Genomic DNA, 14,929 nt, shown 5'->3' on the forward strand with positions numbered 1-14,929 from the left:
ACTTCGAAGGAGACGGCCGTGTATGACCTCGTGATCACCGGTGGCACCGTCGTCGACGGGACCGGGGCCGACCGCTACCCGGGCGACATCGGTATCCGGGAGGGCAAGATCGTGGCGGTCCACCGCCGCACCGGAGCCGATGATCCCGGTCTGAGCGGTGCGGCAGCCGAGACGATCGACGCCACCGGCCGCATTGTCGCCCCCGGATTCGTCGACATCCACACCCACTACGACGGGCAGGTCAGCTGGGACAGCCTGCTGGAACCGTCCAGCGGGCACGGTGTGACGACGATCGTCAGCGGCAACTGCGGCGTCGGTTTCGCCCCGGTGCGCCCCGGCCGCGAGGAGTGGCTGATCAAGCTGATGGAGGGTGTCGAAGACATCCCGGGCACCGCGCTGACCGAAGGCATCACCTGGGGATGGGAGAGCTACCCCGAGTATCTGGATGCGCTGGACCGGCAGAGCTTCGCCGTCGACGTCGGCAGCCAGGTGGCGCACGGGGCGGTCCGCGCGTATGCCATGGGTGAGCGCGGCGCCCGCAACGAGCCGGCCACCTCCGACGACATCGCCGCGATGAGCAGGCTGGTGCAAGAGGCGATCGAGGCTGGGGCGCTGGGCTTTTCGACCTCACGCACGCTGGCGCACCGCGCGATGGACGGCGAACCGGTGCCGGGCACCTTCGCCGCCGAAGACGAACTGTTCGGGCTGGGCCGCGCGATGGCCGCCGGCGGTCAGGCGGTGTTCGAACTCGCGCCGCAGGGTGCGGCTGGTGAGGACATCGTCGCACCGAAAAATGAGCTCGAATGGATGCAGCGCCTCAGCGCCGAGATCGACCGCCCGTTGTCGTTCGCGCTGATTCAGGTCGATGCCGACCCGAACCTGTGGCGCGAACAGCTCGACGTCTCCGCCGCCGCCCACCAGGCGGGCAGTGCGCTGTATCCGCAGATCGCCGCCCGGCCCTTCGGCATGCTGCTCGGCTTCCCCGGGCACCACGGGTTCACCCACCGCCCGACCTACCGCCGGCTCAAAGAACAGTGCAGTCGCGAGGAACTGGCGCAGCGGCTCGCCGAGCCGGCGGTCAAGGCCGCGATCCTGGCCGAAGACGACCTGCCCGTCGACACCTCGCTGCAGTTCGACGGGATGTTCGCGCTGGTGCAGCACTCGCTGCACCGCATCTACGACCTGGGAGACCCGCCGGACTACGAGCCGACCCCGGACCGTTCGGTGGCCGCGATCGCGGCGGCGCGCGGCGAGGACCCGCTGTCGACGCTGTATGACCTGATGCTGCGCGACGACGCCGGCGCGATGCTGATGCTGCCGTTCTTCAACTACGCCGACGGCAACCACGACGCGATCCGCGAGATGCTCACCCACCCGGCCGGCGTGCTGGGCCTGTCCGACGGCGGCGCGCACTGCGGAATGATCTGCGACGCCTCCTATCCCACGTATCTACTGACGCACTGGGCCCGTGACCGGCACCGCGGGGACAAACTGCCGTTGGAGTACGTGGTGCGCAAGCAGTGCCGAGACACCGCACAGCTGTTCGGCCTGACCGATCGCGGCGTCATCGAGCTGGGCAAGAAGGCCGATATCAACGTGATCGACATGGCGGCGCTGACCCTGCACCCGGCCCGGATGGCCTATGACCTGCCGGCCGGTGGCCGCCGGCTGCTGCAGGGCGCCAGCGGTTATGACGCCACGATCGTCAGCGGTACCGTCACCCGACGCAACGGCACCGACACCGGCGCCCGCCCGGGCCGGCTGGTGCGCGGCGCACGCTGAATCACGAAGCACGGAAAGGAAATCCCTTGGCCCGGATGTATCCCTGCGAGCAAGTCGATCTCGGCTTCATCGACCAGGCGCCGCAGCGGTTCAGCAACAGTGTCGAGCTGGCCGTGACCCCCGAGCAGGTGTGGGAGGTGCTCGCCGACGCCGACGCCTGGCCGCGCTGGGCGTCGGTGATCACCAGCGTGACCTGGACCAGCCCCGAGCCGCACGGTGTCGGCACCACCCGCCTGGTCGACATGCGCGGCGGCATCATCGGCGACGAGGAGTTCCTCGCCTGGGAACCCTGCCGGCACATGGCGTTTCGGTTCAACGCCAGCTCGACATCGGCGCTGGCGGTCTTCGTCGAGGACTACCGCATCGAACCGACTCCGCAGGGCTGCCGGCTGACCTGGACCCTGGCCAATCGGCTCACCGGCCCGGCGAAGCTGTTCTCCCCGGTGAGCGGCCCGTTGATGAACCTGGCGTTTCGCCGGTTCCTGTCGAATCTCCGCCGCTACACCGACCAGCGGTTTGCGACGGTGCAGCGCGGGTAGGGGTGCGGAGACTGCGAGCTTCAGAGATGCCGCTCGGTGTCCATCCGTTGGTGCAAGACCCGAACTACGTCGACGACGGCGTCGGCAGTCAGTCGATAGAACAGCGTGTGGGATCCGGCCGATAGTTTGCGATAGCCGGGTCGGATCTCGTCACAGGTTCGGCCGATCCGTGGCTTCGCGGCAAGACGTTCGATCGCGTACTGGAGCTCGCGCAGGTACTCTTCGGCCTGGTCGACGCCCCAGCGGTCCGCGGTGTAATCCCAGATCTGTTCCAGATCTGCTCGCGCGGCAGGTGAGAGCAGGTATCGAACAGTCACCGGATACGCGACGCATCCGTCCGTTTGCGGTCGAGGAAGGCATCGAAGTCAAACGGCGTCGACTCGCCGCTACGTTCACCGTCCTCGAGGGCGGTGCGCAGGGCCCGCAGTTGTGCTTCGCGATCCTCCAGCAGCCGCAATGCCGAGCGGATAACCTCGCTGACCGATCGGTAGCGTCCGGCTGCGATCTCCTGGTCGATGAAGGCCTGGTAATGATCGTCGAGCACGAAGGACGTGTTCTTGCCCATGTCTGCCACGATACCAAAAATTGGTATGCTGGGCCGAGGGCCGGCCTCAGCGCGGCTCGATGGTGACCGGCATGTGCCGGACCCCGGCGTGCTTGTTGCTGCGGACGTACTCGATCGGGCCGGTCAAGGTCACGGTGCCCACCCGGTCGAGCAGCACGTCGAAGATCACCCGCATCTCCAGGCGCGCCAGCGTGGAGCCGAGGCAGAAGTGCACGCCGCGCCCGAATGTCAGGTGCGGGTTGGGGTTCCGCAGAATGTCGAAGGTGTAGGGCTCGGCGAACACCGACTCGTCGCGGTTCGCCGACGCCCACCACAGGCTCACCTTGTCACCGGCACGGATCTGCCGGCCGTGCAGTTCGACGTCGCGGGTGGCGGTGCGCCGGTTGTACGGCGTTGACGACGCCCAGCGCAGCAGCTCCTCGACGGCCACCGGCAGCAGCTGCCGGTCCCGGCGTAACCGCTCCCAGGCCTCGGGGTGCTCGCTGAGTGCCGACATGCCGATCGCAATCGAATTGCGTGTCGTCTCGCTGCCCGCGGCCATGATCAGGCTCAAAAACATCTGCTGCTCGTTGGCGGTGAGCGGCTCGCCGTCGATCTCGGCGTGCGTCACCACCGACAGCAGGTCATCGGCCGGGTGGGCGCGCTTGTATTCCAGCAGCTCGGCCCCGTAGGCGTGCATCCGGGCATGGGCCTGCACCAACCGGTCGCTGACCTCGCCGACTTCGCGGTCCTCGTAGTCCAAGGTGACGTTGGCCCAGTCCATCAGCTCGTGGCGATCCTGCTGCGGCACGCCCACCAGCTCCGCGACGGCCTGCAGCGGCAGCTCCGCGGCGACATCGGCCAGGAAGTCGCATTCCCGTTTGGCGAGCGCGGCGTCGACGATCGCCACCGCGCGCCGGCGCAGATCCTGCTCGATGCCGCGCAGCGCCCGCGGAGTCATGCTGGGCATCAGCAACTTTCGGAATTTGGCATGCCGCGGATCGTCCATCATGTTCAGCAGTGCGCCGACGGCGAACCCGAGCGGCATGTCCTCCAGGGTGGTGCCGCCGCCGTCGCGCCCGCCGCCGGTCTCCGAGGAGAACGTCTCGCTGTCGGTGGCCGCGGCGACGATGTCGGCGTAGCGGCTGAGCACCCAGAACCCTTCGCCGCCCGGGGAGTGGGCGGTGGCCGGATGGAACCAGACCGGCGATTCGCGGCGTAACACATCGAAGACGTGATACGGAAAGCCGGACGTGAACCGGTCCAGGTCGGTGAGGTCGACGTCGTCGTGCATCAAGACAGGACCATACACATTGATTGTGGTGTCCCGTCTATAGTTCGGCGTGTGAGTGCGACGGACTGGACCTTGGCGCAGGCGTCACCCCAGCACGGGCGGACCGCCGTCGTGACCGGAGCCAACACCGGTGTCGGCCTCGAGGTCGCCCGGGGCCTGGCCGGCCTCGGCGCCGACGTCGTACTGGCCTGCCGCAACCTCGAGGCTGCCGACACGGCCCGCCGTGACATCCTGCGGACGGCCCCGGCCGCGCGCATCGACGTGGCGCGCCTGGATGTCAGCGACCTGGCGTCGGTGCGCGGCTGCGCCGCACAGTTGCGGGCGTCATACCCGGTCATCGACATCCTGGTCAACAACGCCGGGGTCATGCACCAAACGCGGCAGCTGACCGTCGATGGCTTTGAGGGCGACCTCGGTACCAACTTCCTCGGGCCATTCGCCCTGACCGGACTGTTGCTCGACCGGGTGCTCGCCTCCGGGTCGGGGCGGATCGTCGCGGTGAACAGCAAAACCAGTCGGGGTGGCCGGATCTCGTTCGACGATCTGCAGCTGGAGTCCTCGTTCACCCCGGCGGCGGCCTACACCCAGTCCAAGCTCGCTCAGCTGATGGCCGTGTTCGAACTGCAGCGGCGACTGGAATCGCTGGGCAGCCAAGCGATCTCGCTGGCAGCACACCCCGGCGGGACCCGCACCGGGATCCTGCGCGAGCAATCCCGATCGGTTCGCTGGGTGTTCAACCGGCGCTTCCGCCACCTGACCGGCTGGTTCACCCAGGCCCCGGCCGACGGGGCACTGCCGATCCTGCGGGCGGCGACCGATCCGGCCGCGGCGGGCGGCCAGTTCTACGGGCCGGGTGGGCGTTTCGAGCAGATCGGCCCGCCGGTGCTGGTCCGGGCCGCGGGGCGCGCCCACGACGTCGAGGCGCAGCAGCGGCTCTGGCAGATCGCCGAGGATCTCACCGGCGTGAGCTACCCACTGACCCGCGAACCTTCGTAGCGCCCCGCGCCGCGGTCACCGCCGGGGCGATCCACCGGCGCAGCAGGCGGCGCAACTCATCGCCCGGGGCGGGCGGCGGCGCCAGGATGAACGACTGCAGGGTGCGCAGCACCATCTCGATGATGTCGTCGATGGCCTGCTCATCGAAGCCCGTCCAGTCGACATCCAGCCGCTGCAGCAGCGAGTGGCCGAAGGCGCGGCCGGTGTCGGTGGTCACTGTTGTGGCGAAGGCGCTGGGCTGCTGGGCGCGCAGCAGCAGGCCGACGTAGGGATCGTCGGGAAGTCGTTCCAGGGTCAGCGCGATGCCCTCGGCAACCGCGTCCCCGGGATCGGCCATCCCGGCCAGTGCCGCGGCGAGCTGGTCCAGGAAGTCTCCGACGCCGTCGATCGCAGTGGCCGACAGCAACTCCTCGGTGCTGGGGAAGTAGCGGTAGACGGTCTGACGGGTCACACCGAGGGTGCGGGCCACATCGGCGATGCTGGTCTGTTCGCCGCGTTCGTCAATGGTGCGCCGGGTGGCTTGGAGGATCCGCGTGATCGCCTCCTCGTCGCTGGCGGGCACATCACCGCCCCAACCGCGGGTGCGCATCAGAACCTCCGTGCCAGGGCTCGGCGTTGATTCATAGCCGGAACCGTAGCCGACCCGCGGTCTCGGATCGCCCTGGATAGACCGAGACAGACCCGTCAGGCTCCCAACTCTCGAGCGATGGCGGCGTGATAGTCGTCGATCCTGGCGGGGTTGACCGCGCGGAAGAAACCGTCGGGCAGCGGCGCATGCTTGTAAGCCTCGACGGTCATGGTGCGGGTAAACAGCGTGACATCCTCAGCGGGCCGGGTGAAGTGGTACTGGACGGTGATCCGGCCCTCCATTCCGCCGTTGCCGTCGCGGTCGTGCCCGAGGCGCCCGACCGAATTGAAGACCCACAGTCTGGGGCGCGTCGCCATCGCCAGCTGCCAGCTGAAGATCCGTTCACCGTCCGGGCCGGCCTCGGTCCAGGTGTCGCCCACCTGCAGCGGCAGTCGGTCGGGCAGGTTCTCGATGTGGGCACTGCCGGGATAGGTCTTCGTCCAGTTGGCCGGATCCGTGACGAAGTCGTAGATCGTCTCAGCGGCGTGGCTGAACGCGGTTTCCGAGGTGGTGGTGACGATGCCCAACGCCGTGCCTTTCTGGTCGTCGTGCGCGCCGCCGACCAGCGCCCGCACTCAACACACCTTTACAGATGATGAATAAACTGTCTCACTGTTGACCGCGCCGCCCGCCGGGTGCTAAGCAAGTGCCCAGCATCTCCGCGACGGGAAGGGTCCAGTTATGGCAGTGCAGTCGGTTATCGATGATCTGGCGAAGCGTCCCGGAACCGGCGAGCTGATCGCGGTGATCGACCCGGCCACCGAGGAGCAGATCACCGAGTTCCGCGACGCCGGCCCTGAAGCCGTCGACGAGGCCGTCGCCCGCGCCAAGGCGGCCTACCAGTCGGGCGTCTGGACCGACATCGCGGCTCGCGAGCGCGCCAAGGTGCTGTGGCGCCTCGGTGACCTCATCGACGAGCATGCCAAGGAGTTCACCGAACTGGAGTCGCTGGACGCCGGCATGCCGCCGGCCCAGGCCGAGATGATCGTGTCCACCTGCGCGGAGTTCTTCCGCTACTACGCCGGCTGGTGCACCAAGCTCAACGGCGCCAGCTACCAGGTGCAGATGGAGGGCGGTGTCAACAGCACCCACGCCAATTTCCACGCCTACACCCACAAGGAGCCCTACGGCGTCGTCGGGCTGATCTACCCCTGGAACGGCCCGCTGTTCAACGCCTGCGCCAAGGTCGCGCCCGCGCTGGCCGCCGGCTGCAGCAGCGTGGTCAAACCGGCCGAGGAGACCCCGCTGTCGGCGGTGCTGCTGGAGAAGCTGATCGCGCAAGCCGGTGTGCCCGACGGCGTCACCAACTTCGTGATCGGCTACGGCGCCACCGCCGGGGCCGCGATCACCGCGCACCCCGACGTGGAGAAGGTGGCCTTCACCGGCTCCACCGAGGTGGGCAAGCAGATCATGCGTGACTCGGCGGACAATCTGAAGAAGGTCACACTCGAGCTGGGCGGCAAGTCCCCGGTGCTCATCTATTCCGACGCCGACCTGGACATGGCGATCATGATGGCCTCGATGGGCATCTTCGTGCACTCGGGTCAGGGCTGCGTGTGCGGTTCACGAATCTTCGTGCAGCGCAGCGTCTACGAGCGAGTGGTGGCCGGCATCGCGATGATCGGGGACAACCTGGTGTTGGGCGGCCCGAAGGACGAGGGCGCCATGATCAGCCCGCTGGTCAGCCAGAAGCAACTCGATCGGGTGCTGGGTTACATCGACCAGGGTAAGAAGGACGGCGTCGAAATCGTCAGTGGCGGTTACCGGTTGGATCGCAAGGGGTACTTCGTCAAGCCGACCGTGGTCACCGGCGTCGACCCGGCGACCAGCCGGCTGTACCGCGAGGAGATCTTCGGCCCGGTTGTCACGATCCTGCCGTTCGACGACGACGACGAAGCCGTGGCGATGGCCAACGACACCAGCTACGGCCTGGCCGCCACCGCCTGGACCACGAATCTGGCCCGCGCCCACGACCTGGGCAAGCGGCTCAACGCCGGCATGGTGGGCTTGAACTGCCAGCTGACCTTCGACCACAACGTGCCGTTCGGCGGCTACCAGCAGTCCGGCGTCGGCAAGGAATTCGGCTACGAGGGCATCGACGCCTATCTGAAGACCAAGTCGATCTGGGCGGCGCTGTAGCACCGGGGGCTGGTGATGGCCGAATGGTTTTTGTTCCTGCCGCAGAGCAGGCTGAGCATCACCGACATCGTGCTGCGGGCACGCACCGCCGAGGCCAGCGGTTTCGACGGCCTGGCGTTCCTCGACCACCTCGAGACACCGATGGCGCCCGACGCGCCGCTGTGGGAGGCGATGACGATCGCCACCTGGGTCGCCGCGCACACCGAGCGGCTGCGGATCGGCCACCTGGTGCTCTGCGATGCGTTTCGGCACGCGGCGGTGCTGGCCAAGCAGGCGGTGACCCTGGCCGAGGCCACCGGCGGGCGGTTCGAGCTGGGGCTGGGATCGGGGTCGATGCCCGACGAGTTGGCCCGGTTCGGCCTTGGTGAACCCACCGCGGGCGCACGTGTCACCGCCCTGGAACAGACAGTGACCGCCCTGAAACGCTACTGGTCCGGCGGTGCGGACACCCAGCTGCCGACACCGAGCAGCCCGATCCCGCTGCTGCTGGCCGGACGTGGCCCGAGGATGCTGAAACTGGTTGCTCAGCATGCGGATTGGTGGAATCTACCGGCCACCCACGTCAACGAACTGCCGCAACTGGTGGGCAAGATCGGTTCGGCGCGGGCCTCGGTGCAGCAGATGGTCGGTTTCGTCGGCGACGGTGCTGACGCCGAGGCGGTGATCGGCACGGCCCGCCGCCGGTTCAGTCAGCTGGGACCCGGGCTGGTCTGCGGCGGCGCCGACGAACTGGTCGCCTACTTCACCGGCCTGCGCGACCACGGCGCACAACGCTTCTATGTGTGGTTCTCCGATTTCGCTGCACCGGAAACGATCGCCGAGTTCGGAAAGCGGGTAGTTTCTGCACTGGGGGAGTGAGGGCGTCGCGGAAGAAAGGGTCACTCGTGACAGACATTCCGAACAAGGCCATCTCCCGGCGCACCTTCGTGCGCGGCGCCGCGTGGTCGCTGCCGGCCCTGGGTATCGTGCTCACCGCACCCCGCGCCGGGGCGCAGCCGCCCGGTTCGCAGGAGTGCGGCGATCCCAACGAACTGATCGAGAACTGCGTGGTGCAACTGCCCGAAGAGTTCACCTCGACCAGCTTCAGCACCACCGCCGTCGCCGGCGGCACGAACTACTCCGTGTTGTTCAGCACCAACATCCGTCCCGGACCGTTGGTGCCGGCCGCGGCCACCGGCTACCGGATCAACAGCACCGGTCTGACCGGCACCAAACGCGACGGCGTGGCGTTCTCGATCACACCGCACATCGGTGAGCGCGGTCCCCGGGTGCTCGGCGCGCCGTCGGGATCGTCGTTGGGCTTCGTCGTCGACGTGCCCTGGACGGCGGGACAGTTGGTCCGCAACTTCGCCTACGCCTTCGACGTGGTCTACCTCAACGGGCTGACCGAAATTCAGACCTGCTCGTATGTGACCGCGATGACGCTGGCCGACAACGGACTGATCGTGGGAGGAGTCGGCTCGGTGACGTTCTCCCCGCCGCGGCTCACCTCCTGCGCTTAGCCGGCCGGGATCGGCTGGTCGTCGTCGCGGGGACCGAACGCGCCGAACCCGTCGACGAGCTGACCGAGTGGCTCGGGCGACCAGTCCCAGGCGCCGATCTGCCGGCGCGACCGCCGGCTGAACACGCCGCGCAGCAGTTCATAGCCGTCGGCGCGCAGCACCGTCACCGACGCCCCTGAGCCGCAACGCCATTCCTGTCCCAGCTCGTCGGTGATCACCAGCGTGGCGGTGTCGCGCAGCCGGCGGCCGGGAAAGTAGCCCATCACGTCCAGGAACGGCTGCCAGTGCTCGCGGTCGGTGCGGGGCAGGCCCAGCGCCTCGTGCAGGTCCGCTTCGTGGCAGATCGCGTCCGCGGCCAGGTTCGGGCCGGTGTGCTGCTTCGGCAGACTGGATTCGACCGTGGGGGCGGCACGCTGCCATTCGTCGAGCAACTCCTCGACCGGGCGCCCGCGGCGTTCGGCGACGTGCCGCGCCGTCCAGGTATCGCCCGGGGCACCGTCGAATCGACCCGCCAGGACGTCGGCGGCGCCGCCGGCCAGGTGGGCCAGCACGTCGTGCACCGTCCAGCCGGGCGTGGCCGGGACGGGCGTGCGCAGTTGGTGGTCGCCGAGCCCGGCGGCCAGCGCCCCGATCCGGCCGCGAGCGGCGCGGTAGGTTGCGTCAAGCATGGGAGCCCCCTGCGCTGGGGCGTCGCGAAAGCAGGGTGCCCGTAGGGCTTTCGGGAATCAGCGGGCGGGTGAGATGTCGGCTGCCGCGCAGGTTGGCCGCCTCGGCGAACCGGCGGTCGAGCCGGCGGCGGAGCGGTTGCGGGTGATCCGGCGAGGATGGCTGGTCCGCGGCGGCGTTCGCGGCCCAGATCGGTGCGATCCGGTCGGCCGCGGCGCGAAAGAACCGCTGCGGCAGCTCCGGTCCGCGCTCGCGCAGGCAGTCGCGCAGCGCGACCGTCTCGAGTGCCGCCATCGTCATGCCCTGCCCGTGCAGCGGATTGAGCCGGCACAGCCCGTCGCCGATCACCACCAACCCGGCGGGCAACCGCGGCATTCGGTCGTAGCGGTGCCATAACGCGCCGGTGTCGCGGGACACCGTGAGCTCGCCCATCGGCGTGGCATCGCGTAACCCAGCCATGATGTCGGCGGGCAGGACTTGCTTGGCCGCGGCCAGCAGGGCGGTGAAATCGGATGGGGGAGCGCCGTGCTCGTCGCTGTGGGCGATGACCAGCATCCAGGTGTCGCGTTCGTAGGGCACCAGCAACAGCACCGGGGCGGGCCGGCCCCGGTTGACGAAGACCAGCCGGTCGGTGACCCGGTCCGGCGGGATGCGCAGCAACTGACTGGAGTAGCCCCAGTTCGCGTTGCGGCGCTGTTCGGGCACGCTGCCGAAGCCGTGCTCGGCCAGGAACTCGGCGGTGTGTGAAGCGCGTCCCGTCGCATCGACGACCAGGTCGGCGTGCAGCACCTGCGTGAGGCGGTTGCGTTGATTCCTGACGCGGACACCGGTGACCGCGCCCCGGTGGTGCACCGGCTCGATCGCGTCGTGGCCGTCAAGAAATGCGACGTTGCCGATCCGGTCGACACGGCCTCGCACCTGGGCGTACCGCCCGGACAGGTCGGGGTTGTCGATCACCACCGCGCCGGCGGCGGCGAGCTCGTCGAGGATGCCCGGGAACAGTTCGCCGAGGATGTTCGTGTCGCCGGTGAGGAAGCTGTGCAGATGGCGGCCCTGCGGTACCCCCTGGCGGTGGACCGGGTGATCGGGCAGCCGATCGCGGTCCACCACCGTGACGGAGTCGTAGAACTCCGACACCACCCGAGCCGCCAGCAGTCCGGCCATCCCGGCTCCCAGCACGACCGCAGACGTTCCCGATTCGCCCACTGCAATCCCCTTCCCGACACCAGGGACCCACGATACACAGAAATTAAGAAACTTAAGAGTATCTTGGCGTAACAGTAAGATCGCTGCGGTCGGGGCCGCCCACCGGCATGTGATCGCGGGCCCAGCCTTCTCCAGGATGTCGGACAGGTGCCTCCCGGCGATCTACCAGAGAGTCACTTTAGATTCGCTTCCTGGCCACCTTGGGTGGCCGTCGGAGTCCCCACGTCCGGAGGTCAGGTGAGATGGAATTCGCAGCGACGCCCCCAGAAGTCCACTCCGGCTTGATGTATTCCGGAGCGGGGCCCGGGCCGCTGCTGGCCGCCGCCGCCGCGTGGGCCGGGCTGGCCGGCGAATTGCACGCCGCGGCCGCGGCCTACCGTTCGGTGATCGCCGATCTGGCCGGGTCCTGGCACGGGCCGTCCGCGATGTCGATGGCGGTAGCGGCCACGCCCTACGCGGAGTGGATCGGTGCGACGGCGCTGCGGGTCGAGCACGTGGCCGCCCAGGTCGCCGCGGCGGCCGCAGCCTACGAGGCCGCGTTTGCGGCGCACGTCCCGCCGCCGGTGATCGCGGCCAACCGCAGCCTGCACATGATGCTGGTTGCGACGAACCTGCTGGGGCAGAACACCCCGGCGATCGCGGCGACCGATGCGCTCTACGCCGAGATGTGGGCGCAGGACGCTGCGGCCATGTACGCCTACGCCGGCTCGGCGGCGGCTGCCACCCAGGTCAGCGTGTTCGACCCGGCCCCGCAGGCGGCCGACCTCGCCGCCGTGACCCGGGCGGTCACGGCAGCGGAGAATGCCGGGGTCAGGACCGCCTCGGTCGCCCCGTCGCGGGTTTCGCAGCTGATGTCCGCGGTGCCCCGAGCGCTGCAGAACCTCAACCCGTCCCCGGCACAGGCGGCGTCGTCGCTCGGTGACGTCGGTTCGGGCATCGGGGACGTCGGCAAGCTGCTGGGCGACCTGGTGGGGCCGTATTCGCCGCTCGGTCACCTCTCCAACCTCGGCAGCGGGTGGCTGATCGCCGGGCAGCTCGTCGGCTTGGCTCAGAACCCGCCCGGCGTGGCCGGCGTGCTCAGCGGCCCGGCACCGGTCACCGGTGCACTGGGCCCGCTGACGGGTGGGTACATCTCCTCCCAGCTGCCACTGTCGGCGGTGGGCTCGACGGGTGCCACGGTGGCGGCGAGCGCCGGACAGGCGAGCATGGTCGGATCGCTGTCCGTGCCGGCGAGCTGGGCTACCGCCGCACCGGCCGGAAAGGCGCTGCCGGCGGCACTGTCGGGCAGCCCGGCCAGCGCCGGCGCCGCGGCGTTCGCCGTCGAGGGCTCATCGACTGCGATGTTCAACGAGATGGCGCTGTCGAGCCTGGCCGGCCGCGCCCTCGGCGGCACCGCGGTGCAGTCGGTCGCGGGCGGTGCCGCGCGGGTGATCGACAAGGCGCCCGACACCGAGGCGCTGACCACCGCGACCATCCTGGTCATCCCGGTGCCCGAGGAGGGCGGTGGCTCATGATCGACTTCGCGACCATTCCCCCGGAGGTCACCTCGGGCCTGCTCTACGCCGGCCCGGGTGCCGAATCACTGCTGGCCGCGGCCACCGCCTGGCAGGGATTGGCCACCGAACTGCAGGCCGTCACGGCCTCCTATCGCGCCGTGCTGTCGACGTTGACGGTCGACTGGATCGGTCCGTCGTCGGCGGCGATGGTCGCTGCCGCAACGCCCTTCGTGGACTGGGTGTCGGGTGCGGCCGCGCAGGCCACTCAGGCGGCGGCGCAGGCCGGCGCCGCGGCGAGCGCCTTCGAGGTGGCGCTGGCCGCGGTGGTGCCACCGCCGGTGATCGCGGCCAACCGCAGCCTGCGAGAAGCGCTGCTGGCGACCAACACCCTCGGGCAGAACACCGCGGCGATCGCGGCCGCTGACGCCCAGTACGCGCAGATGTGGGCGCAGGACGCCGCCGCGATGGTCCAATACGAGGCCGCCGCCGCGTCGGCCACCCGGCTCACCCCGTTCGCCTCGCCGCCGCAATCCGCCAACCCGGCCGGCCAAGCCGGACCGGGCATCGCCGCGGCCGGGGATGCCTCCGAGATTTCGGGCATCTACGAGGGACTGTTCAGCACCCTCGGTGGGGTCATGAAATTCGGTGGGCTGGGCAATGTCGTGTTGAGCGGTCCCAACTTCGGCATGGTCCAGTTCAAGTCGTTCTACAAGCCGCAGGCACTGCTGCCGGAGATCCCGAGGTCCGCGCTCGGTGCCGGGCTGGGCGCCGGTTTGAGCGGCGGGCCGGCGTCGGCGGCGCGCGCCGGGATGGCCCGCGCGGTGACGGCCGGAGTGGGTGCGGCGCCTACGGTCGGGGCGTTATCGGTGCCGCCGGGCTGGGCGACCGCCACCCCGGCGATCCGGCTGGCCGCCACCGCACTGCCGGCCTCACTGCCCACGCCTGCCGGCGCCGTCGCGGCGCCGGCGGCCGGCCTGCTCAACCCGGCGGCGTTGGGTGCCCTGACCGGCGGCGCCCTGGGGGCTCCGGGCTCGCAGCTGATCAACGGCGCCAATATCCGCGGCGGGTCCGGCAGCGGCGGAAAGGGCGGCCGGGGCGGCAAGGGCACCGCCCCGGTTCAACTCGACCGTGTCCTGGCCCAGTTGCAGAAACAGAAGGATGCGGTGCAGCACTGGCAGATCGACGAGGCGGGCTTGGACGACCTGCTCGAGGAACTGGCGAAGAAGCCCGGCTTCCACGCGGTGCACCTGAGAAAGACCGCCCGGGACGCCGGCACCGCCGGATCCGCCACGGCGACGGCGATGCCGTGAAGCCGCTGCCGGCGCTGGGCGTTGCCGCCGTCCTCGCCGTTGCCGGCGCGGCTCCGGCAGTCCCCGACCCCGGACCGGGCGCCCAGCTCGACCCCGACGTCGTGGCCGGCGCCGCCCACAACGCGGCCTTTCTGGAGTCGCTGCGGGCGGCCGGTATCACCTACAGCAGCCCCGGTCAGGCCATCGAGGCCGCCCGCGCGGTCTGCGGGCTGGTGGACCGCGGCGAACCCGGCCTGCAGGTGATCTCCGACCTGAAGGCCACCAATCCCGGGTTCACCACCGACGGCGCGGCGCAGTTTGCTGCCATTGCGGCGAACACCTACTGCCCGCACCAGCTCGTCACGAAGTGAGGGGCCGCGAGGCCCGCGGCTAGCCCCCGCTGGGAGCGGGCGAGGGAGCGGCCGGCCGTTGCTGCGGCACGAAGCCCTTCAGCACGTCGGGCAGTCCCGCCGACTGCTGCGGCACCGGCGCACAGGTGGGCGGGCATTCGGTCAGTTGCCAAGGCGCGCAGCGGTCGGTGCGGAAGGTGGTGTCGCTGGGCTCGATCAGCACCACCTGCGGTTTCTTGGTCATCGCGCTGTCGACGATCTTGTCGCCGCTGTTTCGGCGCCAGTAGCAGGCGTTTCCCTCGCGCGGCCCGTCCGAGCGGTAGGTACCCGGCGCAATGTCCTTTCCGACGGTGAAGGTGCCGTCGGTGTCGATCACCTGTTTCGGTGCGGGCGCGGGGGCGGGCGCCGGAGTCGGCTCGGCCCCGGCGACACCGGTGGCTGCGCCGCACGCCGCCAGCATGACCGCCGCCGCTGCCAGCTTCATCGGTCTCATACCAG

The 14,929-nt window shown here is 69.6% G+C and carries 17 protein-coding genes; 9 read left to right on the top strand and 8 right to left on the bottom strand.

From position 1 onward, the window contains the following. Positions 1 to 18 precede the first annotated feature (18 nt). Positions 19 to 1,782: an N-acyl-D-amino-acid deacylase family protein gene (locus G6N19_RS09835; protein WP_193466227.1), complete on the top strand. Its 1,764-nt coding sequence runs from the start codon at positions 19 to 21 to the stop codon at positions 1,780 to 1,782. Positions 1,783 to 1,817: 35 nt separating this feature from the next. Beyond that, positions 1,818 to 2,321, top strand: a complete 504-nt coding sequence (locus G6N19_RS09840) for an SRPBCC family protein (protein WP_193466359.1) — start codon at positions 1,818 to 1,820, stop codon at positions 2,319 to 2,321. Positions 2,322 to 2,341: 20 nt separating this feature from the next. Here G6N19_RS09840 and G6N19_RS09845 read toward each other — a convergent pair whose 3' ends face one another. The 3 genes from G6N19_RS09845 to G6N19_RS09855 are packed head-to-tail and all read right to left on the bottom strand — an operon-like array spanning position 2,342 to position 4,159. After that, a complete protein-coding gene (locus G6N19_RS09845; protein ID WP_193466228.1) occupies positions 2,342 to 2,638 on the bottom strand; it encodes a type II toxin-antitoxin system RelE/ParE family toxin in 297 nt (98 codons plus the stop codon). Beyond that, positions 2,635 to 2,886 carry a type II toxin-antitoxin system ParD family antitoxin gene (locus tag G6N19_RS09850; RefSeq protein ID WP_013831127.1) on the bottom strand — a complete coding sequence of 84 codons (252 nt, stop codon included), beginning with the start codon at positions 2,884 to 2,886 and terminating at the stop codon, positions 2,635 to 2,637. The genes G6N19_RS09845 and G6N19_RS09850 overlap by 4 nt, the downstream gene beginning before the upstream one ends. A 46-nt stretch (positions 2,887 to 2,932) precedes the next feature. Further along, positions 2,933 to 4,159, bottom strand: coding sequence for a cytochrome P450 (locus G6N19_RS09855; protein WP_193466360.1), 1,227 nt, complete (start codon positions 4,157 to 4,159; stop codon positions 2,933 to 2,935). 51 nt (positions 4,160 to 4,210) lie between these two features. Here G6N19_RS09855 and G6N19_RS09860 point away from each other — a divergent pair, with 51 nt between their 5' ends. Continuing rightward, a complete protein-coding gene (locus tag G6N19_RS09860; RefSeq protein WP_193466229.1) occupies positions 4,211 to 5,155 on the top strand; it encodes an oxidoreductase in 945 nt (314 codons plus the stop codon). Here the strand turns inward: G6N19_RS09860 and G6N19_RS09865 are convergent. Continuing rightward, positions 5,115 to 5,744, bottom strand: a complete 630-nt coding sequence (locus tag G6N19_RS09865) for a TetR/AcrR family transcriptional regulator (RefSeq protein WP_193466230.1) — start codon at positions 5,742 to 5,744, stop codon at positions 5,115 to 5,117. The two genes, G6N19_RS09860 and G6N19_RS09865, sit on opposite strands and share 41 nt — an antisense overlap. A 95-nt stretch (positions 5,745 to 5,839) precedes the next feature. After that, positions 5,840 to 6,310: an SRPBCC family protein gene (locus G6N19_RS09870; protein ID WP_193466361.1), complete on the bottom strand. Its 471-nt coding sequence runs from the start codon at positions 6,308 to 6,310 to the stop codon at positions 5,840 to 5,842. Between the two features lie 154 nt (positions 6,311 to 6,464). On the opposite strand from G6N19_RS09870, the gene G6N19_RS09875 reads away from it, so the two are divergent. Genes G6N19_RS09875 through G6N19_RS09885 form a run of 3 tightly spaced genes read left to right on the top strand, consistent with a single transcriptional unit; the run spans position 6,465 to position 9,424 of the window. Beyond that, the gene (locus G6N19_RS09875) at positions 6,465 to 7,922 is read left to right on the top strand and encodes an aldehyde dehydrogenase family protein (protein ID WP_083036853.1); all 1,458 of its coding nucleotides are present in this window, start codon (positions 6,465 to 6,467) and stop codon (positions 7,920 to 7,922) included. A 15-nt stretch (positions 7,923 to 7,937) separates the two neighbouring features. Continuing rightward, positions 7,938 to 8,780, top strand: a complete 843-nt coding sequence (locus G6N19_RS09880) for an LLM class flavin-dependent oxidoreductase (RefSeq protein ID WP_013831121.1) — start codon at positions 7,938 to 7,940, stop codon at positions 8,778 to 8,780. Positions 8,781 to 8,806: 26 nt separating this feature from the next. Beyond that, positions 8,807 to 9,424 carry a hypothetical protein gene (locus G6N19_RS09885; protein ID WP_083036848.1) on the top strand — a complete coding sequence of 206 codons (618 nt, stop codon included), beginning with the start codon at positions 8,807 to 8,809 and terminating at the stop codon, positions 9,422 to 9,424. Here the strand turns inward: G6N19_RS09885 and G6N19_RS09890 are convergent. Both G6N19_RS09890 and G6N19_RS09895 read right to left on the bottom strand, forming a co-directional pair. After that, positions 9,421 to 10,092, bottom strand: coding sequence for a maleylpyruvate isomerase family mycothiol-dependent enzyme (locus G6N19_RS09890; protein WP_193466231.1), 672 nt, complete (start codon positions 10,090 to 10,092; stop codon positions 9,421 to 9,423). The two genes, G6N19_RS09885 and G6N19_RS09890, sit on opposite strands and share 4 nt — an antisense overlap. Next, on the bottom strand, positions 10,085 to 11,296 hold the full coding sequence (locus G6N19_RS09895; protein WP_232062608.1) for an NAD(P)/FAD-dependent oxidoreductase: 1,212 nt from the start codon (positions 11,294 to 11,296) through the stop codon (positions 10,085 to 10,087). The genes G6N19_RS09890 and G6N19_RS09895 overlap by 8 nt, the downstream gene beginning before the upstream one ends. A gap of 242 nt (positions 11,297 to 11,538) precedes the next feature. Between G6N19_RS09895 and G6N19_RS09900 the strand changes: the two genes are divergently transcribed. Genes G6N19_RS09900 through G6N19_RS09910 form a run of 3 tightly spaced genes read left to right on the top strand, consistent with a single transcriptional unit; the run spans position 11,539 to position 14,452 of the window. Then, positions 11,539 to 12,810, top strand: a complete 1,272-nt coding sequence (locus tag G6N19_RS09900; RefSeq protein WP_193466232.1) for a PPE family protein — start codon at positions 11,539 to 11,541, stop codon at positions 12,808 to 12,810. After that, positions 12,807 to 14,102 (top strand): PPE family protein, encoded by a 1,296-nt coding sequence (locus tag G6N19_RS09905; RefSeq protein WP_197912083.1) that lies wholly within the window; start codon positions 12,807 to 12,809, stop codon positions 14,100 to 14,102. The genes G6N19_RS09900 and G6N19_RS09905 overlap by 4 nt, the downstream gene beginning before the upstream one ends. Further along, positions 14,099 to 14,452, top strand: coding sequence for a DUF732 domain-containing protein (locus tag G6N19_RS09910; protein WP_193466233.1), 354 nt, complete (start codon positions 14,099 to 14,101; stop codon positions 14,450 to 14,452). Before G6N19_RS09905 ends, G6N19_RS09910 begins: the two co-directional genes overlap by 4 nt. Positions 14,453 to 14,471: 19 nt before the next feature. Here G6N19_RS09910 and G6N19_RS09915 read toward each other — a convergent pair whose 3' ends face one another. After that, the gene (locus G6N19_RS09915) at positions 14,472 to 14,924 is read right to left on the bottom strand and encodes a hypothetical protein (protein WP_041319158.1); all 453 of its coding nucleotides are present in this window, start codon (positions 14,922 to 14,924) and stop codon (positions 14,472 to 14,474) included. Positions 14,925 to 14,929 lie beyond the last annotated feature (5 nt).

Origin of the sequence: Mycobacterium novum (genome assembly GCF_010726505.1) — a bacterium.
In the GTDB taxonomy this organism is placed as follows: domain Bacteria; phylum Actinomycetota; class Actinomycetes; order Mycobacteriales; family Mycobacteriaceae; genus Mycobacterium; species Mycobacterium algericum.